The organism is Micromonospora sp. NPDC003197, assembly GCF_053590565.1.
On record NZ_JBSFTE010000006.1, the window covers coordinates 39,581 to 62,753 of the forward strand.

Sequence of the window (23,173 nt, forward strand, 5' to 3'; positions counted from 1 at the left end):
TCAACCGCTCGGTGCTCACTGAGCGCTGACGGTGGGCGTGCAGGTTCGGAAATGTGAACACATCTCGAACCCGCACGCCCGACTGATCAGGGTTTTTGGTCGGGGGTCAGGTGCCGTTGATAAGGCGGATGGCGAGGTCCGGACTGAACTGGCCGGCCGGCGTGTTGGGGGCGATGCCACACTCTCCGTCGGAGTTACCTGGCACCTTGACCCACATCAGCAGTTCGGCGCCGCCACCGGCCTGGGTCGGGGTGCCCAGCTTGCGGCCGCTGGGGTTGCACCACTCGCCGTTGGAGCCGTTGCCGTTGCGGCTGGTGTCCACCACGAACGTGCGGCTGTAGCCGAATTGGCTGGTCAGCTGGGCGTTCACCGCGTTGGCGTAGGCGAGTGAGTCGGCCGTGGTGAAATAGTTGGAAACGTTTACCGCGAAGCCACGAATCTCCCGTACGCCAGCGGCCTCCAGGCGCGGTGCCATTACCGCTGGCGTGATCCAGCCGGCGTTGCCCCCATCCATATAGGTCCACGCGTTGGGTGCGTAGTCACGGAACTGCTCACTGGCGTAGCGCAGCAGGTTGGTCCGTACCGTCTGCTCACTGGCGGGTAGGCAGTCGAGCTGGGCCAGCGCGTCCGGTTCGATGATCACCACCGCCGGCCGGGCACCGATTGCCTGCGCGAACGCGCTGATCCAGGCGCGGTACGCCTCCGGGCTGCCGGCACCGCCGCCCGAATGCGAGCCGCAGTCCCGACCCGGGATGTTGTACGCCACCAGCATCGGCAACTTGTCCGCCTGATCGGCGGCGGCGACGAAGCTGGAGACCGCAGCGGTGATGTCACCGCTCCAGTCGCCGTACCAGCGGGCACCGGGCTTGCTGGCCAGCTGTGAGTCGATCTGGGCGGCCCGGGAATCGCCGCTGTTGTTGGCCACCCACTGCTTCACGTTGGAGTTCGGGTCGACGTAGAAGCCACTGGTCAGCGCGAGCGGACTGGGAATCAGTGAGACGTTGTCCAGGTACGCCGTGTAGTTGCTGGCCGACCCGCCGAGCTGGAACGTCACCTGTCCGTCTGTCGTGCCGATCGGCGAGGTCAACGGGAAGATGTAGTGCTTGCGGCCCGGGCTCAGGGTCACCGGCTGCTGGAGAGCCTTGGTGTAGGGCGCGGATCCGAGCTGTACGGTCGCGACGACCGAGACGGTCGCCGACGCGGAGGCGTCGAACGACAGGGTGTAGCCCCGGCCGTTCACCAGAGAGATGCCGCTCTGGCCGACCTGAGCGTCCCACGGGTTCGCGGTGCCGCCGGCGACATTGATCTTCCACTGCCCGTTCTCGGTTGCCGACCCGGTGCCGGCGCTGTTCCACCACGGCGTCGTGGTGCCGCCGTCGAAGGTGCCGTTGGTGATCAGTTCGCCGGTGGCCGGTACGGCTGCGACAGCCGCGGGTGCGTACCCTACGGCGAGCCCGGCCACCAGGCCCAGTGCGAGTACGCTGCGGCCCAGCCGCTGCGGTCGGGAGGTCTTCATCGACCACTTCCTTTCGTGAGTATGATCTTCAATGTAGACCAGTCTGCCCCGTTTCGCGGTTCGTCCCCTGTGGATGCGAACATAGCGGGCATGGAAATCTACGAGGACACCCGCGAGGTGTCGCGCGCCGATCTGGCTGCCTGGCTGCGTCAGCTGGCCAACCAGCTGGAGGGTGGCCAGCTCTTCTACGGCGCTGCCGGCGCGGTGACCGTCGCCGACCAGGTCGAGTGCGAGCTGGAGATCGAGCAGGAGGATGACGAGATCTCGGTAGAGATCGAGTTCACCTGGGCCAGCCCCAAGGCGGCGGAAGCCACGACGACGTCCGAGGACGACGAGGACGACGAATCCGACGAGGAAGAGGAGTCCGAGGCGGAGGAGTCCGAGGCCGAGGCTGCGGACGCCGAGACGGAGGAGCCTGCGGCGGAGGCCACGGACGCAGAGGCTGAGGCACCCGAGGCTGCGGCGGAGGAGCCCAAGGCTCCGGCCGGCAAGAAGGGCAAGTCCGCCAAGAAGGCGTGATCTAGCGCTTCTCCTGCCGGGAATATCACCTGAGGCCAGTTCGGTGAACTGGCCTCTTGTTTTGTCGCCTCCGTACTGGCCGTCACTTTGGGTGGCCCCTGCCGGATAGACCAGGTGTCGTCGGCGTACGGAGAGCGAGGCAGATGCGTGGCCTGGGTGTCCTGATCGGCAGGGGAACCGACGGTCTGCCACCCGGTGTGCAATCGGTGACCGAACGGACCCAGGTCACCACCGCGGAACTCTTCTTCGACCTGGTCTTCGTCTTTGCCTTCATCCATGTCACCACGTTGATGGCCGAGGACCCCACCGGCCTGGGCGTGGTCCGTGGACTGCTCGTCCTGGCCATGCTCTGGTGGGCCTGGTCGTTGTTCACCTGGTTGGCAAACCGGGTACGCGCCGACTTCGGCCTCTCGCGGCTGGTGCTGCTCGGTGCCACCCCGGTCATGTTCGTGCTCGCCATCACGATCCGGGAGTCGTTCGACGACTTCCCCGGGGGGCTCGACGGGCCGATCGTGTTCGCCACCGGCTACCTGCTGGTCCGACTGCTCTACCTCGGTCTGCGGCTGTACGCCACGCCGGAACTGACTCGGGCCGACATGGTGGCGCTGACCCTGCCGATGGCCGCCGGTACTGGTCTGCTCTTCGTCGCGGCCCTGGTGCCTCAGCGTCTGACCGACGACCCGTTCCGGATCGAGCTGTTACAGGTCGGCTTCTGGGCGTTGGCTGTGCTCATCGAGTACGGCACCGGGCTCGGCCTGCCCATGCCGGGAAGACGCATCTTCGCGGCCGGGCACTGGGTCGAACGGCACCGACTCATCATGATCATCGCACTCGGTGAGTCGATCATCGCTGTTGGCCTGGGTGGTTCGGACCTACCGGTGTCCTGGGGGCTGGTCTGGGGCTCGGTATGTGCCGTCGTCATAGCCGGGGCGTTGGAGTGGACCTACTTCGACGTCGTGACGCTGGCTGGCGAGCAGTCCCTGCATCACGCGACACCCGAGCAGCGAGCCACTCTCGCCCGACACGCCTACACCTACCTGCATCTGCCGATGGTCGCCGGGATCATCCTCTTCTCTCTCGGGCTCAAGCACACGCCGTACTTCCTCGAACCCGACGTGCATCATCCGAGCGAGTCGTTGACTGGCCTGTCGCTGTGGTCCCTGTACGGTGGCGCGGCGCTCTTCCTGCTCGGCAACGTCGCCTTCCAACTCCGGATCACCGACCTCGTTCGGACCAACATCTGGCCCCGATTGATCACAGCGTTTCTCCTGTTGGGGCTCGTCCCGGTCGCCGAGCAGACGCCAGCGCTCAACGCGCTGGTGCTGCTCACCGTCCTGACGCTGACGCTGGCGCTGGTGGAGGTCAAGATCGCCGGCGAACAGCGACGTTGGTTGCGGGCCGTGGCGCTGGCCGAAGAGCCGCCCGGGACCGTGGTCTCCGATCGAACATAGCGGTGTGCGTATTGTGCTGACGTAGCGATGCGTGGCAATATCACTCCTGGCCTCAAGGGGCTGCACACCACAGGCGAAGAGCGCCTGTGCGGGGAGGTGTGGTGCTATTGCCAATTATGCCGAGCCGTCGACTGTCAATCTGTGGCATCTCGTGATGGCTTGACTCATATCGGACCCAGCTAATTGCCGTGCCATGACACGGCGGGGTGACACCTCCAGCGTGGTCTATCCGGTTATTTCGCTATCGAGGGTGCCCTCGGTTTGCGGGTGCCTGATATGGCCGGCGGGCGACCGGCGCATAGGTCGTCGTCAAGGTGATCGCAGTAAAACGGGGGATCGAATGTGTGCACTGGACATTTCTGGCCGGCAACTGCGGTGGTTCATCCATCCCGACGAGGCGCGGGCGGAGCGGGCGCTCTACTGTCTTCCGCACTCCGGCGGCGGTGCCACCGCCTATCGAGACTGGTTGCCGGCGCTTCCGACAATCGCCGTCCGCCCGCTGCAGCCGCCCGGGCGGGAGAGTCGGCTTGCCGAGCCGCCCGTGCTCGACCCGGTGGAGATCGCTGACGTCGTCCTGGCCGACCCGAGGCCGTTCGCCTTCTACGGGCACAGTCTCGGGGCCCTGCTGGCGTACGAGGTGACCCGGGAGTTGCGCCGCCGCGGCGGGCGACTCCCCGAGCGGCTGTTCCTGGGCGCGTGTCGGCCGCCCTGGTCGGTCGGGGCGACCGCAGCCAGATTTATTGCCCTCGACGACGATGAGTTCGTGGCGACCCTGGTGGGGATGGGTGGCTCACCGCCCGAAGTCTGGGCCGACCCCACCTGGCGGCGGATACTACTGCGGCTGTTGCGCGCCGACTTCGGGTGGATGGCGGGGTACGAGCACCGCGACGAAACGGCGCTACCCGTACCGGTCGTCGCCTTCGTGGGCCAGGACGATCCGATCGCCCGACCTGACGAGGTCGCCGGCTGGGCCCGGCTCACCAGCGTCAGCTTCACCCTGCACGCCGTGCCAGGTGGGCACTTCTTCGGCCAGACCCAGGTGGACCGGTTGACCCGCGCGATCGAACAGGAATGGGCCACCTGACCGGGTCCGTAGGACCGACGGAGTCTCCTAGCCGCCGTACCAGATCGGGGAACGATGACTGACTGTCTCATTGTCGGATTCAATGACGTCGACTTTTCCTCGTACGTCGACGATGTGCGGCTGATGGGGGAGGATTCCGGGGCCTTTCGTGACCTGCGGCTCGCCTACATCGATGTGGATGGGCGGCCGTTACGTGCCCTCGACGTACTGAGTAGATTCCGCGAGCCCGATCCGGGACAGCCCCGTCCGCTGTTCCACAATGCGGACTTCCTGTGGCCGGTCATCACCTGCCTGGGCAGCTTTCTGGCCCGACACGGCTTCTCCTTCGACTACGTCAACCTCTTCCATCTGGAGAAGCAGAAACTGGTGGAGAAATTGGCGGCCGGGGTGCGGTCGGTGGCCATCACCACCACGCTGTACGTGTCACCACAGCCGATCATCGAGATCGTCTCCTTCATTCGCCGGCACGACCCGACGGTGCCGATCGTGGTCGGCGGTCCCTACCTGAGCAACCAGGCGGCCGCCATGCGCCCAGCGGATCTGGAGGGCCTCTTCGACTACCTGGGCGCTGACGTGTACGTGATCGGCCAGGAGGGGGAACTGACCCTCGCCCGGTTGCTGCAGGCGCTGCGGGAGGGCGTCGAACTCGGTCGGGTGCCCAACATCGCGTACCGCTCGGGGGAGCGGTTCGTCCGGACCCGGACCGAGGTGGAGTCGAATCCGCTGCACGAGAACCTGGTCGACTACGACCTGTTCCGCCCAGCGGACCTGAACGAGTTCGTGACCACCCGTACCGCCAAGTCGTGCCCGTTCTCCTGTGCGTTCTGCGGCTTCCCGCAGCGGGCCGGCCGGTATACCTACCTCGACCTGTCCGACGTGGAGCGGGAACTGGACAACATCCGCCGCATCCCGTCAGTGTCGACGGTGACGTTCATCGACGACACCTTCAACGTGCCGAAGAACCGGTTCCGGGACCTGATGCGACTGATGATCGACAAGGACTACGGGTTCCGGTGGAACAGCTTCTACCGCAGTGACCACGGTGATCCGGCCACCATCGAGTTGATGCGCGACGCCGGTTGTGAGGGAGTCTTTCTCGGCGTCGAGTCCGGCAGTGACCAGATGCTCGCCGCCATGAACAAGACCGCCCGCCGCGCGCACTACCTGGAGGCGCTGGCCAACTTCCGGGATGCGGGGATCTCCACGTACGCGTCGCTCATCGTCGGATTCCCCGGCGAGACCGACGAGACCATCGCCGAGACGATCAGCCTGATCGAGCAGGGAAGGCCGGACTTCTACCGGGCCCAGCTGTGGTACTGCGACCCGGTCACCCCGATCTACCAGCGGCGGGCGGAGCTGGGCATCACCGGCGAGGCGTTCAACTGGTCGCACCGCACCATGGACTGGTCGACCGCCGCCCAGATCATCGACGACATGTTCACCGGGGTACGGAACTCGGTGTGGCTGCCGCAGTTCGGGTTCGAACAGTGGAGCACCTTCTACCTGCAGCGCAAGGGCATGCCCCTGGACCAGGTGAAGACGTTCCTGCGCCGGTTCAACGGTGTCCTCGCCGAGCAGTTGCGCGGCGGGGACGGCGGGGAACTGCTGCCCGGCCTGGCCGAGAGCTGCCAGTTCCCGGTGACCCGACCACCAGGTGCCGTCCTCGAACCCGACCCCGTTGGCGCGCCGGACGCTCGCTGACATGGCCGCCCCCCTCTCCGACGAGCAGCGGGCCCGGGTCGAGCGGATGCTGACGGCGGGGCTGGCCGAGTTGGCCTCCGGCCCGACCGGTGCGGACCGACCGCCCGCACGTGCGGACGCCGCCCCGGCGACCATCGCGCGATCCGCAGCCGACGCTCCCGCCCCCGCCTCGTACGCCCAACGTCGGCTGTGGTTCCTCGACCAGCTTCAACCCGGCAGCCCCGCGTACCTGGTGCCGGCGGTGCTGCGGATGACCGGTCCGCTGGACCGGGCCGCGCTGCTGGCCAGCCTGCGGGACCTCGTCGCACGGCACGAGGTGCTGCGGACGACGCTGCGGGAGCACCACGACGACCTCCAGCAGGTGGTGGGTGATCCGCCCATCCTCACCCCGGAGCTCGAGGACCTGTCCGGACTTACCGACGATGATCGGGCCGCCACCTGGCGGAAGGTCCTGGACGTGGACGGGCAACCCCCGTTCGACCTGCGCCGGGGGCCGCTCATCCGGGTCCGGCTGTTCCGGTGGGCAGACGACGAGCACCGGCTCTGCCTCACGCTGCACCACATCGCGGTGGACGGATGGTCACTCGGACTGCTGGTCCGCGACCTGGTCGCGCTGTATGCCGCACACACCGGTACGGCAGCCCACCCCGCGCCGCCGAAACCGACCTATCGTGACTACAGCCGTTGGCAGCGGGACCGCGTCACCGGGCCTGAGCTGACCGACCAGTTCGACCACTGGGCACAGCGACTCGCCGGCCTGCGACCCACCGAACTGCCCACAGACCGGCGTCGACCACCGGTACTCGGCTGGCGCGGCGGCCGGCGGCACCTCGTCCTCGACCCGGCCATCACCCTGGCCGTCCGGCACGCCGCCGCCCGTACCGACAGCACCCCCTACGCCGTCCTGCTGGCCGCCTTCGTGACCCTGCTGCACCGCTACACCGGGCATGACGACATCGTGCTGGGTACGGCGGTGGCCGGCCGCAACGACACCGAACTCGAAGACGTCGTCGGCATGGTCGCCAACACCCTGGTAGTGCGGACCGACCTGTCCGGTGATCCGACCTTCGACGAGCTGATCCACCGGACCCGGGATACCGTGCTGGACGCGTACGCCCGGCAGGAAGTGCCATTTGAGCTGCTGGTGGAACGGCTACAGCCAAACCGGGATCCGGGCCGACACCCGCTGTTCCAGATCGCCTTCACCATACAGAACCTGCCGGAGTTGCCGGCGCTGTCCGCCGGGCAGCTCACCGTCGAGCTGATGGAACTGGTCGGCGACGCCGCCAAGTTCGACCTGGCGGTCATGGTCACCGAGGCGGGGAGCGAGCTGCGGTGCGAGTTCGAGTACAACGCCGACCTGTTCGTCCCGGCCACCGTGGACCGGCTGGCCCGGCACTACCGGGCCTGCCTCGCGGCGGCACTGGCCGACCCCGCGCTGCGACTGGCCGCCGTACCGCTGCTGGACCCGGGGGAACGGGACGTCCTGCTGCGCCAGTTCAGCGGTCTCGACCAGACAGGCGAGCCGACGCCGATACCGGAACTACTCGTCCGGCAGGTCGCCGCCCGGCCCGACGCGGTGGCGGTACGCGCCGGGCAACGGACGCTGACGTACCGGGAGTGGGACGTCGCCGCCGGACAGGTAGCGTCCCGGCTGCTCGCCATCGGGGTCGGGCGACAGGACCGGGTCGCGGTCTGCCTGGACCGGTCGATCGAGCTGGTCGTGGCCGTCTGGGGAGTGCTGCGCGCCGGCGCGGCGTACGTGCCGCTGGACCCGGCGCACCCGCCACAGCGGCTGACCCGGCTACTGACCGACTCCGCGGCGGCGGCGGTCCTCACCGACACGGCATCGGTTGGTCGGTTCGGCGACGCGCGGCTTCCGGTGTGGTCGGTCGCCGAACTGCTCGCCGAGCCCGCTGCGCTCCGGCCGCCAGCGGTTCCGGTGACGCATCCCAACCAACCGGCGTACGTGGTGTACACGTCCGGCTCGACCGGGGACCCCAAGGGCGTCGCCGTCCCACACACCGGGCTGGCCAACCTGGTCCACTGGCACCTACGCCGGTACCGGACGACCGAGACGGACCGGGTCACGCTGGTCGCGAGCCCGGGGTTCGACGCCTCGGCCTGGGAACTGTGGACCGCCCTCGCGGCCGGTGCCACCCTGCACGTCCCCGAGCCCGACGTCCGGGCCGACCCGGCCGAGTTGGCCCGGTGGCTCGCCGAGGAGGAGGTGACGGTCAGTTTCCTGCCCACCGCACTGGCCGAGGCGGTGTTGGCCGAACCGGCACTCACCGGCGGCCGGCTGCGCTTTCTCCTGACCGGCGGGGACGCGCTGACCCGGGTGCCCGCCGTCCCGGCCGGCTGCGAACTGGTCAACCACTACGGTCCGACCGAGAACAGCGTCGTGGCGACGGCGGCCACCGTCCCGGCCGGCGCTGACCCGTACCGGCGGCCACCGATCGGTCGGCCGGTCGAGGGCGTACAGGCGTACGTCCTGGACCCGGCGGGTCGGCCGGTGCCGGTGGGAATTCCCGGTGAGCTGTACCTCGGGGGGACAGGAGTGGCCCTCGGATACCTGGGCGACCCGGCGCGGACCGCGGACCGGTTCGTCCCCGACCCGTTCGGCGACCGGCCCGGTGGTCGGCTCTATCGCACCGGTGACCTGGTGCGCTGGCTACCCGACGGGCAGCTCGACTTTCTCGGTCGGATCGACCGCCAGGTCAAGATCCGTGGCTTCCGGGTCGAACTCGGCGAGGTGGAAGCCGCCGTCCGGGCCCACCCGGCGGTCCGCGACGCCCTGGTCACCATCCGAGGAACCGATCCGGTCCGCCGGGACCTGGTCGCCCTGGTCGTACTCACGGATTCGAGACCGACCACCGGCGACGAGCTACGGGCGACGGTCCGCAGTCGGCTACCCGGGCACATGGTGCCGGCGGCGTTCCTGCGGGTCGACCGGATCCCGGTCACCGCAGCGGGGAAGGTGGACCGGGCGGCGGTCGCGGTCGACGGCGTCCGGCTGGCCGAGCGACGCCGTGGGGAACAGCCGGCGACCCCGACCGAGGTGACGGTGGCGGCCGTCTGGCGCGACCTGCTGGAGCTGCCCGAGGTGGACCCGAACGACAACTTCTTCGACCTCGGCGGCCACTCGTTCCTCGCCCTCCAGCTGCGGCAACGGCTGAGCGAACGCCTCCAGACCGAGCTGTCCGTCGTGGACATCTTCCAACACCCGACCGTCCGGGCGCTGGCCGCGTACCTGGACACGGTGGCGGCACCGGGCGCCGACCCGAGTGCCGCCCTCCGGCAGGAGGCCCAGCGGTACGCCCGGAGCCGCCGGTCGGGATTCGACCCCGATCAGGTCCGGCGTCGGCAGGCGCGTGCCCGGTCACGGCCACCCGTTGACACCACCGTCACCTCCACCGGAAGGGAAGAACATGGACAGTTCGGAGCGGACGAGCCAGGACGGATCGGCGACGGCGACTGAGGCAGCCGACGAACTGGCCGATGCGGTGGCCGTCGTGGGGCTGGCCGGTCGCTTTCCCGGAGCGCCGGACGTGGACACCTTCTGGCGTAACCTCTGCTCCGGCGTGGAGTCGGTGAGCCGGTCCAGCCTGGAAGAGTTGGCGGCCGCCGGCATCGCCGAAGCGATCTACCGCCACCCCGACTACGTACCGGCGAAGGGCCGGCTGGCCGGGTTCGACCTGTTCGACGCCGACTTCTTCGGATTCAGCGCACACGAGGCGGAACAGACCGACCCCCAACACCGGCTCTTCCTCGAATGCGCCTGGGAGGCCATGGAGAACACCGGGTACGACCCGGCCCGGTTCCCCGGCCGGATCGGGGTCTACGCCGGCCAGTCCATGAACACCTACCTGGTGTACCAGAGCATGCTGGATCCGGCCGTCGGACAGGCGTTCCTGCTCGACTACATGCCCACCATGATCAGCGCGAACGACGACTTCCTGGCCACCCGGGTGGCGTACCAGCTCGACCTGCGGGGCCCGGCGATGACCGTACAGACGGCCTGCTCCTCGTCCCTGGTCGCGATCCACCAGGCCTGTCAGTCACTGCTCGGCGGCGAGTGTGACATGGTGCTGGCCGGTGGCGTCAGCCTGACCGTTCCGGAGGCGTTCGGATACATCTACCGGGAGGGGGCCGGGGTCTCCCTCGACGGTCGCTGCCGGGCGTTCGACAGCACCCCGAGCGGGATCGTCGGCGGCAGCGGGCTGGCAGTGGTGGTGCTGCGCCGGTTGGCCGACGCGCTGGCCGACGGCGACACCGTACACGCGGTGATCCGGGGCTCGGCGGTGAACAACGACGGTGCCGGCAAGTCCGGGTTCACCGCCCCGAGCGTCGAAGGACAGGCCCAGGTGGTCGCCGACGCGCTGGCGGTGGCCGACGTGTCGGCCGACTCGGTGGGCCTGGTCGAGGCGCACGGCACCGCGACCCCGCTGGGCGACCCGATCGAGGTGGCCGCGCTCACCCGGGCCTTCCGCGCGGACACCGACCGGATCGGCTACTGCGCCCTCGGCTCGGTCAAGACGAACGTCGGGCACCTGGCCGCGGCCGCCGGGGTGACCGGGTTCGTCAAGGCGATGTTTGCGGTCCGGGACGGCGTGGTGCCACCCACGCTGCACTTCCGGGAACCCAACCCCAAACTGGAGCTGGAGACCAGCCCGTTCTTCGTCAACACCCAGCCGCTGACCTGGCCCGACGAGCAGGGGCCCCGCCGTGCCGGCGTCACCGCACTCGGGGTGGGCGGGACCAACGCACACGTCGTACTGGAGCAGCCGCCCACACCGCAGGCCACCGGAGCGTCCCGGAAATGGCAGCTACTGGTGGTCTCCGGCCGGTCGACCGAGGCACTCACCCACGCCGCCGAGCGGCTGGCCGACGCGCTCGACAGCACCGAGGTAGCCCTTGCCGACGCCGCGTACACCACGCAGGTCGGCCGGCGGCACTTCGCGTACCGGCGAGCGGTGCTCTGCCGGGACCGGAGCGAGGCGGTCCGGGCGTTGCGGGCCCCGTACGAACCAGCCGAGCCGGTGGGCGCCCGCTCGGTGGCCTTCCTGTTTCCCGGTGGCGGCAGCCAGTACGTCGGCATGGGGCGCTCGCTGTACCACAGCGAACCGGCCTTCCGCCGGTGCGTGGACGAGTGCGCCGAACTGGTGCTCGGTGACCTCGGCTACGACCTGCGGTCGGTGCTGCTCGCCCCGGATCCGGTCCCCGGTCAGACCGCGGCAGTGGACCGGTTGGCCACCGCCGAAGGCATGATGGTGCTGCTGTTCACCGTCGACTACGCGCTCGCGCAGCTCTGGCGGTCCTGGGGCGTACGTCCCGGGGCGATGCTCGGACACAGCCTGGGCGAGTACGTCGCGGCCTGCCTGGCCGGCGTCTTCGAACTGGGCGACGCGCTGCGTACCGTCGTCGTTCGCGGTCGGCTGCTGGACGAGCTACCGGCCGGTGCGGTGCTGTCGGTGCCCCTGTCGGAGACCGAGCTGCGGCCCCTGCTGGGTCCGGAGCTGTCCCTGTCCGCGGTGAACGCCCCCGACCAGTGCACGGTGAGCGGAGCGGAGGCGGCGGTCGAGGCACTGGCCGAGCGGCTGGCCGATCAGGGAGTGCGGCCCCGGCGGCTACGGCTGGGCCAGCCCGTGCACTCGGCGGCCACCGAGGCGATCCTGGACCGGTTTGCCGAACACCTGCGCGACGTCACCCTCCACCCGCCCGGTGAGCGGATCGTCTCCAGCCGTACCGGCACCTGGTTGACGACGGAGGAGGCGGTCGACCCCGGGTACTGGGTGCACCAACTGCGGGACACCGTACGGTTCTCCACTGCGGTGGACACCCTGCTCGACGCGGGCCATCCGGTGCTGGTCGAGGTCGGGCCCGGTACGGTGCTGGGCACCCTGGTGACGGCGAACCTACCGGCGGATGGGCCCCGACCGATCGTGGTGAGTTCCCTGCCCCATCCCCGTGACCCGCAGCCGGACCAGGCATATCTGCTGGCCACCCTGGGTCGGGTGTGGAGCGCTGGCGTGGACGTGGACTGGGCCGCCTTCTCGGCGGGGGAGCGGCGGCGTCGGGTGCCGCTGCCCACATACCCGTTCGAACGGCAGCGCTACTGGGTGACTCCGCCCGGTGTGGCCAGCAACCGGTCGGTGACCCCTACGGCGGCGGCAACCCCCGAGGCGCGGGCCGTCCCGGTGGTGGACGACGGTGCGCCACCGGTCGAGGACGCGAGCCGACCGGCGGCGCTGCACCAACGACCGCCACTGTCCGTCCCGTACGTCGCGCCCGGCGACGAGGTGGAACAGGCCGTGGTCGCGGTCTGGCAGGAGCTGCTCGGCTTCGACCGGATCGGCGTACAGGACAACTTCTACGCACTGGGGGGCAGTTCGCTGCTCACGATGCGGCTACTTGCCCGCCTCCGCGAGCGGATCACCGCAGATCTGCCGCTCGAACAACTCCTCACCGAGGACACCGTCGCCGGGCAGGCCCGGATCATCCGGGGGCTGCTCGTCGAGGCGAACCATGGGCGCGGCTGACCGCCCCCGCCGCTGGGTACTGCCGCTGGCCGCCGACGACGAGGCAGCGCTGAACGACCGGGCCGGGCAGCTCGCCGCCCGGCTGGCGGCCTGGCCGGCGGACCTGGCGACGGTGGAACAGGACGTCCTCGCCTCGGTCGGCACCGGACCCCACCGTTGTGTGTTGACCGGTGTCGACGCCACGCAGCTGCGGGACCGGCTGACCGCGGTGGCGGCGGGCCGGGACGCGCCGGGCACCGAACGGACGGTCCTGGCCGGCCCGCCGCCCAGGCTCGGCTTCGTCTATCCCGGCCTCGGTGTCGGCTACCCCGGCATGGGTAGTGCACTGATGGCCGTCCCCGCGTACCCGGCGACGGTGGCCGAATGCGACCGGGCCGTTCGTGAGCTGGCCGGGTGGTCGGTGACGGCAGAGCTGACGGCCGACGCCGAGCAGAGTCGGATTGGCGAGATCATGGTGGCCCCACCCGCCACCGTCACCGTCCAACTGGGACTCACCGCCGTGCTGGAGTCCTGGGGGGTACGGCCCGACGTGGTGCTGGGCCACAGCCTGGGGGAGATCACCGCGGCCGGTGTCGCAGGCGCGTTGAGCCTCGCGGAGACGTTCCGGGTGACCTGCCACGAGGCGGCGGTGGTGGCCCGCAGCGGTCGGGGCGGCATGCTGGCGGTCGGTTTGGGGCCGGGGGAGACCGAGCGGATCGTCAGGTCGTACCCCAGCCTCAGCGTGGCCGCGCACAACGGGCCGTCGAGCACCGTTGTCGCGGGGGATCCGGACGAGCTGGCGGCACTGGCGGCCGTCCTCGCCGACCGACGGGTCTTCCTCAGCGACCTGGGCTTGGAGCATGCCTTCCATACCCCGGCCTTCGGGCAGCACACCGCCGAGATCGGGGCGGGCCTGGCCGGACTCCGGCCCCGATCGACCCGGGTGCCGCTGGTCTCCACGGTGACCGGGAGCCGGCTGGCCGGTCCGGAACTCGACAGCGGGCACTGGAGCCGGCTGCTGCACCTGCCGGTGCGATTCACCGAGGCAGTGGGCGAGGCGGCCCGGCTGGCCACCGTGTTCGTGGAAGTCAGCCCCGGTCCGGCACTGACCACGGCGCTCGCGCAGTGCCTGGCCGACCAGCCCGGCACCCGGGTGGTACCCGGACTGCGGGCTGGCCGCGACGACATCGACAGCCTGCGCCGGATGGCCGCTGCCCTGCACCTCGCCGGGGTACCGGTCCGCTGGTCCGAAGTCCCCCCGGCGGGGGCCGCCGACGCCGTGGACGCCGGGACCGCCACGACCGTGGACGCCCCGCAGGTCAGGACCGGCTGGACCCTGCACGAGGTCCGACGGCGCGTCACGCGGCTGGTGGCCGACGAACTCGACGGGCCGCCGGAGGCCGTACCGGCCGACACCGGGCTGTTCGCGCTCGGCCTGGACTCGGCGGGCGCGGTGACGCTCGCCGAACAACTTCGTCGCGAGTTCGCCCTGCCGGTACCCCTCACCATCGCGTTCGACCAGCCCAGCGTCTCGGCCATCACCGGATGGCTGGCCGAACGGTTGGGCGTCGACCGGAGCGGTAAGCCGTCGCGGAGGCCCGCTGATCCGACCGGGACGCCACCCGGCACCGCACCGTCGGCGGTACGGGACGAGCCCATCGCCATCGTCGGTGTCGGGCTCCGCGTCCCCGGTGCCGACGACGTCGAACAGCTGTGGGAACTGCTGATTTCTGGAACCGACGCCACCAGCGAGCTGCCCACCGACCGGTGGGATCCGATTCTGCACGGCGGCGATCCGGAGACTGCCGGCACCATCTACAGCCTCCGGGGTGGGTTCCTGACCCGGCCGGACACCTTCGACGCCGCGTTCTTCGGGATATCTCCTGCCGAGGCGGAACGGATGGACCCGCAGCAGCGGCTGCTGCTGGAGGTCGCCTGGCACGCGCTGGAGGACGCGGGATTGCCCCCCGACCGGCTGCGGGACAGCCGCTGCGGGGTGTACGTGGGGCTGTCCACCGACGACTACAAGGGGTTGCAGCAGGCCGATCCGGTCCAGGTGGACGGGTACACCAGCACCGGGAACCTGTTCTGCGTGGCGGCCGGGCGGCTGTCGTACACCCTGGGGCTGCGCGGACCCTCCCTGGCGGTCGACACCGGCTGCTCGTCCTCGCTGGTCACTGTGCACCTCGCCGCCCAGGCACTGCGGGCCGGCGAGTGTGACGTGGCGCTGGCCGGCGGTGTGCACCTCATGATCACTCCCGAGGCCACCCTGTCCCTGTGTCGCGCCGGGGCGCTCTCCCCGGGCGGTCGCTGCCGTACCTTCGACGCGGCTGCCGACGGGTACGCCCGAGGCGAGGGCTGCGGTGTCGTCGTACTGAAGCGGATCTCCGACGCGGTCCGGGCGGGCGACCGGATTGTCGCCGTGGTCCGCGGCTCCGACGTGAACCACGACGGCGCGAGCAGCGGGCTCACCGTGCCGAGCGGAACGGCCCAGCGGGCACTGCTGCGGGCGGCGCTGTACCGGGCGGGCGTGCACCCCGCCGACGTCGGGTACGTCGAGGCACACGGCAGCGGTACGCCACTCGGCGATCCCATCGAACTGCGGGCCGCAGGCGCGGTGTTCGGTGCGGGACGTGACCCGGCCCGACCACTGCTGGTCGGCTCGGTGAAGACGAACCTCGGGCATCTGGAGGCGGCAGCCGGTGTCATCGGGCTGGTCAAGGCCGCGCTGGTGGTGCAGCGCGGCTGGATTCCACCACATCTGCACCTGCGGGAGCCCAGCCCGCGCATCCCGTGGCGGGAGCTGCCGGTGGAGGTACCGGTCACCGGTCGACCGTGGCCCGGGGACGGACCGGCGTCGCAACGCATCGCCGGAGTGAGTTCCTTCGGCATCGGCGGCACCAACGCGCACGTCGTACTCTCCGGGCCGCCGCTTCCCGCCGACGTGCCGGTCGGGGAGACGACCGCGCCCGGAACCGCCACGGCCGTCGTCCTGCCGCTCTCCACGCGGGACCCGGCGGCGCTGCGGCAACTGGCCGGGCGGTACGCCGATCTGCTCCGGGCCCGCCCCGACCTGCCGCTGTCGGAGTTCGCCGCTGCGGCGGCGAACCACCGGACCCACCTGAGCCACCGACTCGCGCTGGTGGCTGAGCGGCCGGACCGAATGATCGACCAACTCACGGCGGCGGCTGCGGCAGCCACTTCGGTCGACGGCGGCAGCCCACCGGTCGCCCCGCCCGCGGTGGCCTTCGTCTTCTGCGGGCAGGGCAGCCAGTATCCCGGAATGGGCGCCGGGCTCGCCGCCAGCGAACCGGTCTTCGCCGCCGCGCTCGACGAATGTGACGAATACGCCCGGCCACTGCTCGGCGGATCCCTACGGCGGGTGATGTGTGATGCGGACTCCGAGCTGATCCACCAGACCCGGTGGGCGCACGTCGCGCTCTTCGCACTCCAGTACGGACTGGTCGCACTCTGGCGCTCGTGGGGCGTGGAGCCCGGCGCGGTGCTCGGACACAGCATGGGCGAGATCACGGCGGCCTGTGCCGCCGGGGTGCTCTCGGTGGCGGACGCGGTACGGCTGGCGGCGGCGCGCGGTCGACTGATGGACGGGCTGCCGGGCGGCGGCCTGATGCTCGCCGTGCTGGCCGGTGCGGAGACGATCGCCGAGTTGCTGTGCCGGCATCCGCAGGTCTCCGTGGCGGCGGTGAACTCCCGTACCGACGTCGTGCTTTCCGGCCCGGCTGCCGCAGTCGAGGCGATCGACCAGGAACTGCTCCGGCGGGATGTGCGCACCCGGCTGCTACCGGTCCCGTTCGCCGGGCACTCGTTGCTGGTGGAGCCGGTCCTCGACGAGCTGACCGAGGTCGCCGCGACGATGACGCACCAGCCCGCCCGGCTGGAAGTGATCTCGACGGTCACCGGTGGGCCGATCGCCGCCGACACGATGGACGCCGGGTACTGGCGGCGCAACGCCCGGGCGTCGGTGCGGTTCTCCACCGCCGCCCAGGCGCTGCTGGCCCGTGGTTACGACCTGGTCGTCGAGATGGGACCGGAACCCGTGTTGGGCAAGGCGGTCCTCCGCGATGGGCTGCTCCCACCCCGGGGACGCTGGCTCGCCTCGCTACGGCGGGGCAACGACGAGCGGACGACGCTGCTCACCGCCGCCGCTGAGGCGTACGTGGCCGGCCTGCCACTGGACTGGTCGGCGCTGGCCGGTCGGGCCCGCCGGCACGTTCCGCTGCCCGCGTACCCGTTCCAACGGCGTCGCTACTGGCGGGACACCACCGGGGCGGCCCGAAGGCGATTCGGGCATCCGCTGTTGGGCAACCGGCTCAGTTCACCGGCGATCACCGGCACCGTCTTCGAGACGGTGCTCGACGCGCCCCTACCTGCGCACCTGGTCGACCACGGCGTGTACGACGAGACCGTGGTGGCCGCCGCGCACCAGCTCGCCCTGGTGACCGCGGCAGCGGAGCACGTGCTCGGTGCGGCGTGTCGGCTCGACCGGGTGGTCTTCGCCGAGCCTCTCGTCGTGGGGCGTGGGGCGGTGACCGTGCAGGTGCTGCTCGACGGGGTGGACGGGCCGTTCCGGGTGGTCAGTCGGTGCGGTACCGACGAGAACTGGACCACGCACGTTACCGGCACGCTGTGTCGAGCACCCCGACCGGAGGACTCCCCGGAGGTGTCGACCGAGGTGCCCGCCGCCGCGCCCGAGGGTCCGGACCGCACCGACCCGGTACGGGACGACGCCACGGCCGCGGTGCGGGTACTGCACGATCGGATGGCTACCCTCGGATACCGGCTCGGCCCGAGCTTCCACTGGCTGGACGGGATCTCGGCGGTACCGGGCGAAGCGGTCGCCATCCTGACCCGACCCCGCTCGGCCGCATCGGTCGACGCTCCCCACCCCGGCCTGATCGATTCCTGTCTGCGGCTGATGTTGGCCGCCGCTGAGGACTTCGTGACCGACGCCGACCGGGACGGACTGCCGGTGCCGGTCGGTGTGGACCGCTTCGACTGGTTCGGCGGCGACCTGGACGGTGCCGGGCCGCTGCGCTGTCGGCTCCGGCTGCGTCCGGCCGACTGCTCCGCCGAACTGCTCGTCGCCGATCTCACCCTGCACACCGCCGATGGCACCCCGCTGGCCCGGGCCGAGGGGGTACGGGTCCGAAAGGTGCCCCGAGCCGTGTTCCTCCGCCGGACCGACAGCGAACCGCTCCGGTACGAGGTGACCTGGCGTGCGGTGACAGAGCCGGGGACGACCGACGCGCCACCCGGCGAGTCCACCCCGCTGGGCTCGGCGACCGGTACCTGGCTGGTGTGCGTCGGTGCGCCCACCGATCCAGTCGCCGAACGGCTCGCCGCGCTGCTTCGGCGGGCCGGCGGGGACTGTCGGCTGCTGCCGGTCGAGACGAGCGAGGCCCCACTGTCCGACCGGCTCCGGGCCGAGGCGGGGGCCACCGACCAGGTACGCGGCATGGTGCTGCTCTGCGCGGGGGGCGGCTCCTCTCGAGACGACGAGCCGACGACGGCGGATCTGGTGGCCGCCCAGCAGCACGGCCTGTTTCCGGCGGCGGCTCTGGTACGCCTCGCCGGGGCACTGTCGGTACGAACCCTGTTGCTGGTCACCCGGGGCGTGTCGGCGGCACCGGGCACCGACCGCCCCTGCCCTGTCGACGCCCCAGTGCACGGCCTGGCCCGAGTGGCCAGGTTGGAACACCCGGACCCCGGCTGTGCCGTGCTCGACCTGCCGGTGGGGGACACCGACCCCGACGAGCGGGCCGGGGCGATTCTGCGGGTGCTGCTCGGTCCGGCCGGGGAGCCGGAACTGGCGGTCCGCAACCGGAGGTGGTACGCGCCCCGACTGGTGCCAGCCGCAGGGCAGGCCGGGACCGGGGCCGCCAGCCCGGGGGAGCAGCCCGAGCCAGTGGTTCGGCCCGACGGGGCGTACCTGGTCAGCGGGGGTGCCGGTGGACTCGGCCGACAGGTGGCCGGCTGGTTGGCCCGGCGCGGTGCGGGCCGGATCTACCTGCTCGGCCGGCACCAACCCGAGCCGGCCGTGCTGGCTGCCCTGGCCGACCAGTGTGGGCGTACCGAGATCCGCTGGTTGACCTGCGATGTCACCGACGCCGGTGCGGTCGACCGGGTGGTGGCGGGGCTGACTGCCGATGGCCCGCCGCTGCGGGGCGTGGTGCACGCGGCCGGGGTGCTCGTCGATGGTGTGCTCGCTCGGAGCACCGACCAACTGCTGAGCCGGCCGCTGCTACCGAAGCTGGCCGGGGCCTGGAATCTGCACCTGGCGACCCTCGACACGGATCTGGATTTCTTCCTGCTCTTCTCCTCCCTGGCCGGGCTGGTGGGCAACGCCGGACAGGGTGGTTACGCGGCGGGCAACACGTTCCTCGACGCCCTCGCGGCGTACCGGCGAAGCCTTGGCCGGCCCGGGGTCAGCGTTGCCTGGGGACCATGGGCCGGCGACGGCATGGCCGTCCGCCTGGCCACCGGGGACCGTGACCGGTTGCTCACCTCCGGGCTGGCCTCGCTGTCGCCGGACGAGGCGCTGGCCGCCCTGACCGAGGCGCTGCCCGGACCGGCGGTGACGGCGGTCGCCCGGGCGGACTGGCGTCGGCTGGCCGGGCGAACGAGCACCGCGGGTAACGGCCTGCTGGCCGAACTGGCCGACGGCGCTGTCGTGCCGGCCGCCCCCGGTACGGACCGACACCACCCTCGACCGCCGGGTCTCGGTGCTCCCGCCGCGGCCCGCACCGACCGGGAACGCACGTTGCTCGGGATCTGGGAGGACGTCTTCCGGATCCGACCGCTCGGCGTCACCGACAACTTCTTCCAGCTTGGTGGCGACTCGATCCTGGCTCTCCGGTTGCTGGCCGCCGCGCGGGCCGCCGGTCTGCGGCTGTCGGACGCGGAGGTGTTCACCCATCCCACCGTGGCGCAGTTGGCGTCGATGGTCGGCCCGGCCGGTCCCGGCCCACTCGGGGAACCACCCGCCACCGACGGTGCCGGCAGGTCCGACGGTGCCGGAGCACCCAGCGGCCAGCCAGCTGACCGCCCCGAACTCGACGAGACGGACCTGGTGCTGCTCGCCACGCAGTTGGGCATCGACAGCCCGGCGGTGGATGCCACCCCGACGATCAGGAGAGGCGCACCATGACGACCACACAGATGCAGAACATCCATCGACTGACCTTCCTCCAGGAGGGACTGCTCTTCCACAGCGAGGAGGACTCGTCGGCGGCGTTCTATCTGGACCAGGTGGTCTACCGGCTGGACGGTGCCGTGGACGTCGACATCCTGGCCGAGGCGTGGCAGTTGGTCGGCCGGCGGCATCCGGTACTGCGGACGTCCTTCCACTGGAAGGGCATCTCGGAACTGGTCCAGGTGGTACACGAGCAGGCCACAGTGCCGATCACGGAGCTGGACTGGCGAGACCGGGAGCCCGCCACCCAGGCCGACGACCTGGAGGGGTTCCTCCGGGCGGAACGGTTGGCCGGTGTCGACCTGGACCGGCCACCGCTCATCCGGCTCACCCTGATCCGGCTGGGCGACCGGGAGTACCGGTTCGTCTTCCGCTACCACCACATCCTGATCGACGCCTGGTCCGGGCTGATGGTGCTGGACGAGGCGTTCGGCTACTACGACGAGCTGTGTGCCGGACGCCGGCCCCAGCTGCGGCCGGTACGCCCGTTCCACGAGTACGTTTCCTGGGTACGCGGGCAGGACCTGGCCGCGGCGCAGGCGTACTGGCGGGACGCCCTGGCGGGGCTCGCCGAACCCACCCGGTTGCCGATCGTGGGTCTGGCCAGGAACCGTGGTCCCGGCGGGGACGAGGAACACTCGACGGTCGAGCACCGGGACAATCCAGAGGAGACGGCCCTGATCCCGGAGCCGGTCCTCATCCGGCTACGGGACGTGGCGCGGGACCGCCAACTGACCCTCGGGGCCCTGTTGCAGACCTGTTGGGCGCTGCTGATCAATCGCTACACCGGCAGCGACGACCTCGTCTTCGGCAGCACCATGTCCAGCCGGCCCGCGGAGCTGGCCGGGGTCACCGAGACCGCCGGGCTGTTCATCAGCACCATGCCCGTACGGGTCCGACTGCGGGGGCGGGAGACGGTGACCGAGGCGGCCCATCGGCTCCAGCGCGACCAGGCCGAGCTGCGGCGTTTCGACTTCAGTCCGCTCGCCCAGGTGCAGCAGTGGAGCCCACTTCCCCCGGGGACCGCGCTGTTCGACACCATCATGACCGTGCTCAACGTGCCGGGGATCGGTGCGTTGCGTCGTCGCGACGGCGCGGTGCGGTTGAGTGACGGCAACTATCGATACCGGACCAACTATCCGCTGTCCCTGCTGGTGATCCCGGAGCACGACACGCTGAGCCTGCGGGTGGCGTACGACCCGGGGCTGGTCCGGTCCGCCGACGTCCGACGACTGCTCGGCCACCTGGGAACGATCGTGGCGGCGGTCGCCGACGATCCGGACCAGTACACCGCCGACGTGCCGATGGTGGTCGGTGCCGAGCGGGAACTCCTCCTGGCCACCTTCGGTGGTGCGGTCGCCCCGGAACCCGACGACACCCTCGCGCACGAACTCGTCGAACGGGTGGTGGTGCAGGCCCCGGACCGGGTGGCGGTGCGGCATGGCGCCCTGGAGACGACGTACGCCGAGCTGGACGCCCGGGCCAACCAACTCGCCCGGCACCTCCACTCGCTGGGCGTGGGGCCGGAGATCCCGGTGGGCCTCTGTCTGCCGCGCGGTACCGAGCAGATCGTCACGATGCTTGCGGTACTCAAGGCCGGCGGATGCTTCCTACCGCTGGATCCGACCCATCCACCGGCCCGACTCGCCGGGTTGCTGACCGAGGCCGGGGTACGCGTGCTGGTCACCGATCGGGAACGACGCGGCCGACTGCCCCGGACGACAGGCGGGACGGTGGGTTGGACGGTCCTGGTCGACACGCATCGGCGTCGGATCGAAGCGTTGTCGACGGACCGACTTCCGGTGGTGGCCGCCGCCGACAACCTCGCATACGTCATCTACACCTCGGGCTCCACTGGGCGGCCCAAGGGGGTCATGGTGGCGCACCGAGGGCTGACCAACCTGATTCGGGAGCAGGTCCGGCGGTTCGGGTTGGGCCCCGACGATCGGGTGCTGCAATGGGCCTCCGCCGGCTTCGACGCCTCGATCTTCGAGGTGATGCTCGCATTGGGTGCGGGGGCCGCGCTGCACGTCGCGGACCGGAACCAGGTGACGCCGGGGGAGGAGTTGGCGGAGCTGTTGCGCCGGGAACGCATCACCACGTTGACCATTACGCCGTCGGCGTTGGCGGTGACCGATGCCGGTCGGCTGCCCGATCTGCGGCTGCTGATCCTCGCTGGTGAGGCGTTGCCGGCCGAGCTGCTGGCCCGGTGGGCGCAGGGACGCCGGGTGGTCGACGCGTACGGTCCGACCGAGACCACCGTGTGGGCCACCGCAGCGGACTGCCGGCCGGAGACGGGACCCCCGCCGATCGGGACGCCGATCGGCAACCACCAGGTGTACGTGCTCGATCCGGCCGGCCGACCGGTGCCAGTCGGGGTGCCGGGCGAGCTGCACGTTGGCGGAGTGGGGCTGGCCCGGGGGTATCTCGGCCAACCGGCGCAGACGGCGGAGCGCTTCGTGCCGGCCGCGATCACCGGCGTACCCGGTGCTCGGCTGTACCGTACTGGCGACCTGGTCCGGTGGCGGCCCGACGGCCAGCTGGAGTTCGTCGGGCGGCGGGACCGTCAGGTCAAGCTGCGGGGGTTCCGGATCGAGATCGGCGAGGTGGAGGCCGCGTTGGCCGCCCAGCCGGGCATCGGTGCGTGTGTCGTGACGGTCCGGTCGATGGCCGATGATGGTCCGGCCGACACACTGGTCGGTTACGTCGTGCCGGACGGCACCGGAGTCGTGCAGCCGGAACTGTTGCGGCAGAGGCTCGCCGAGTTCCTCCCCGACCACCTGGTGCCGGCCGCGCTCGTCACCCTGGAACGGCTGCCGCTCACCAGCACCGGCAAGCTCGACGAACGCGCGTTGCCGGCCCCGACGAGTCGTACCACGAAGGGCAGCCGGCGGCCACCCACGACCGCGGCGCAGCGGGTCGCGGCGGCCCTCTGGGGCGAGGTCCTGGGGGTGTCCGATCTGGAGTTGGATGACGACTTCTTCGAGCTGGGCGGAAACTCCATCAAGGCCACCCAGGTGGTTTCCCGGGTACGGCGTACCTGGCAGCTGGAACTGCCGCTGCGTGGGGTTTTCCAGGCCCGCACCGTGGGAGCCTTCGCCGAGCTGCTTGAACGCGAGCTGGCCGCCCGGCTCGACGAGACCGGGGAGTGAGGCCGATCCTGACCGA

The 23,173-nt window shown here is 70.8% G+C and carries 9 protein-coding genes; 8 read left to right on the plus strand and 1 reads right to left on the minus strand.

The annotated features are described in order from the left end of the window. Positions 1–106: 106 nt before the first annotated feature. Positions 107–1,516, minus strand: coding sequence for a glycoside hydrolase family 6 protein (locus tag ACWDV4_RS08610; RefSeq protein ID WP_449975956.1), 1,410 nt, complete (start codon positions 1,514–1,516; stop codon positions 107–109). A 90-nt stretch (positions 1,517–1,606) separates the two neighbouring features. On the opposite strand from ACWDV4_RS08610, the gene ACWDV4_RS08615 reads away from it, so the two are divergent. The 8 genes from ACWDV4_RS08615 to ACWDV4_RS08650 all read left to right on the plus strand — a co-directional run bounded on the left by ACWDV4_RS08615 (position 1,607) and on the right by ACWDV4_RS08650 (position 23,157). Continuing rightward, entirely contained in the window at positions 1,607–2,035 is a 429-nt protein-coding gene (locus ACWDV4_RS08615) for an amphi-Trp domain-containing protein (RefSeq protein WP_449975958.1), read from the plus strand. A gap of 206 nt (positions 2,036–2,241) precedes the next feature. Next, the gene (locus ACWDV4_RS08620) at positions 2,242–3,486 is read left to right on the plus strand and encodes a low temperature requirement protein A (protein ID WP_449975960.1); all 1,245 of its coding nucleotides are present in this window, start codon (positions 2,242–2,244) and stop codon (positions 3,484–3,486) included. A 340-nt stretch (positions 3,487–3,826) separates the two neighbouring features. Beyond that, positions 3,827–4,570, plus strand: a complete 744-nt coding sequence (locus ACWDV4_RS08625; RefSeq protein ID WP_449975961.1) for a thioesterase II family protein — start codon at positions 3,827–3,829, stop codon at positions 4,568–4,570. A gap of 54 nt (positions 4,571–4,624) precedes the next feature. Continuing rightward, positions 4,625–6,271 (plus strand): PhpK family radical SAM P-methyltransferase, encoded by a 1,647-nt coding sequence (locus tag ACWDV4_RS08630; protein WP_449975962.1) that lies wholly within the window; start codon positions 4,625–4,627, stop codon positions 6,269–6,271. 1 nt (position 6,272) lies between these two features. Further along, on the plus strand, positions 6,273–9,752 hold the full coding sequence (locus ACWDV4_RS08635) for a non-ribosomal peptide synthetase (protein ID WP_449975964.1): 3,480 nt from the start codon (positions 6,273–6,275) through the stop codon (positions 9,750–9,752). After that, positions 9,703–12,813, plus strand: a complete 3,111-nt coding sequence (locus ACWDV4_RS08640) for a type I polyketide synthase (RefSeq protein ID WP_449975966.1) — start codon at positions 9,703–9,705, stop codon at positions 12,811–12,813. The genes ACWDV4_RS08635 and ACWDV4_RS08640 overlap by 50 nt, the downstream gene beginning before the upstream one ends. Beyond that, the gene (locus ACWDV4_RS08645) at positions 12,800–19,960 is read left to right on the plus strand and encodes an SDR family NAD(P)-dependent oxidoreductase (RefSeq protein ID WP_449975967.1); all 7,161 of its coding nucleotides are present in this window, start codon (positions 12,800–12,802) and stop codon (positions 19,958–19,960) included. The genes ACWDV4_RS08640 and ACWDV4_RS08645 overlap by 14 nt, the downstream gene beginning before the upstream one ends. After that, positions 19,957–23,157 (plus strand): non-ribosomal peptide synthetase, encoded by a 3,201-nt coding sequence (locus ACWDV4_RS08650; RefSeq protein ID WP_449975968.1) that lies wholly within the window; start codon positions 19,957–19,959, stop codon positions 23,155–23,157. The genes ACWDV4_RS08645 and ACWDV4_RS08650 overlap by 4 nt, the downstream gene beginning before the upstream one ends. The last annotated feature ends 16 nt before the right edge of the window (positions 23,158–23,173 follow it).

Coding starts and splice junctions, on each gene's coding strand:
- ACWDV4_RS08610 (WP_449975956.1), bottom strand. CDS start 1,516: ATGAAGACCTCCCGACCGCAGCGGCTGGGCCGCAGCGTACTCGCACTG.
- ACWDV4_RS08615 (WP_449975958.1), top strand. CDS start 1,607: ATGGAAATCTACGAGGACACCCGCGAGGTGTCGCGCGCCGATCTGGCT.
- ACWDV4_RS08625 (WP_449975961.1), top strand. CDS start 3,827: ATGTGTGCACTGGACATTTCTGGCCGGCAACTGCGGTGGTTCATCCAT.
- ACWDV4_RS08630 (WP_449975962.1), top strand. CDS start 4,625: ATGACTGACTGTCTCATTGTCGGATTCAATGACGTCGACTTTTCCTCG.
- ACWDV4_RS08635 (WP_449975964.1), top strand. CDS start 6,273: ATGGCCGCCCCCCTCTCCGACGAGCAGCGGGCCCGGGTCGAGCGGATG.
- ACWDV4_RS08640 (WP_449975966.1), top strand. CDS start 9,703: ATGGACAGTTCGGAGCGGACGAGCCAGGACGGATCGGCGACGGCGACT.
- ACWDV4_RS08645 (WP_449975967.1), top strand. CDS start 12,800: ATGGGCGCGGCTGACCGCCCCCGCCGCTGGGTACTGCCGCTGGCCGCC.
- ACWDV4_RS08650 (WP_449975968.1), top strand. CDS start 19,957: ATGACGACCACACAGATGCAGAACATCCATCGACTGACCTTCCTCCAG.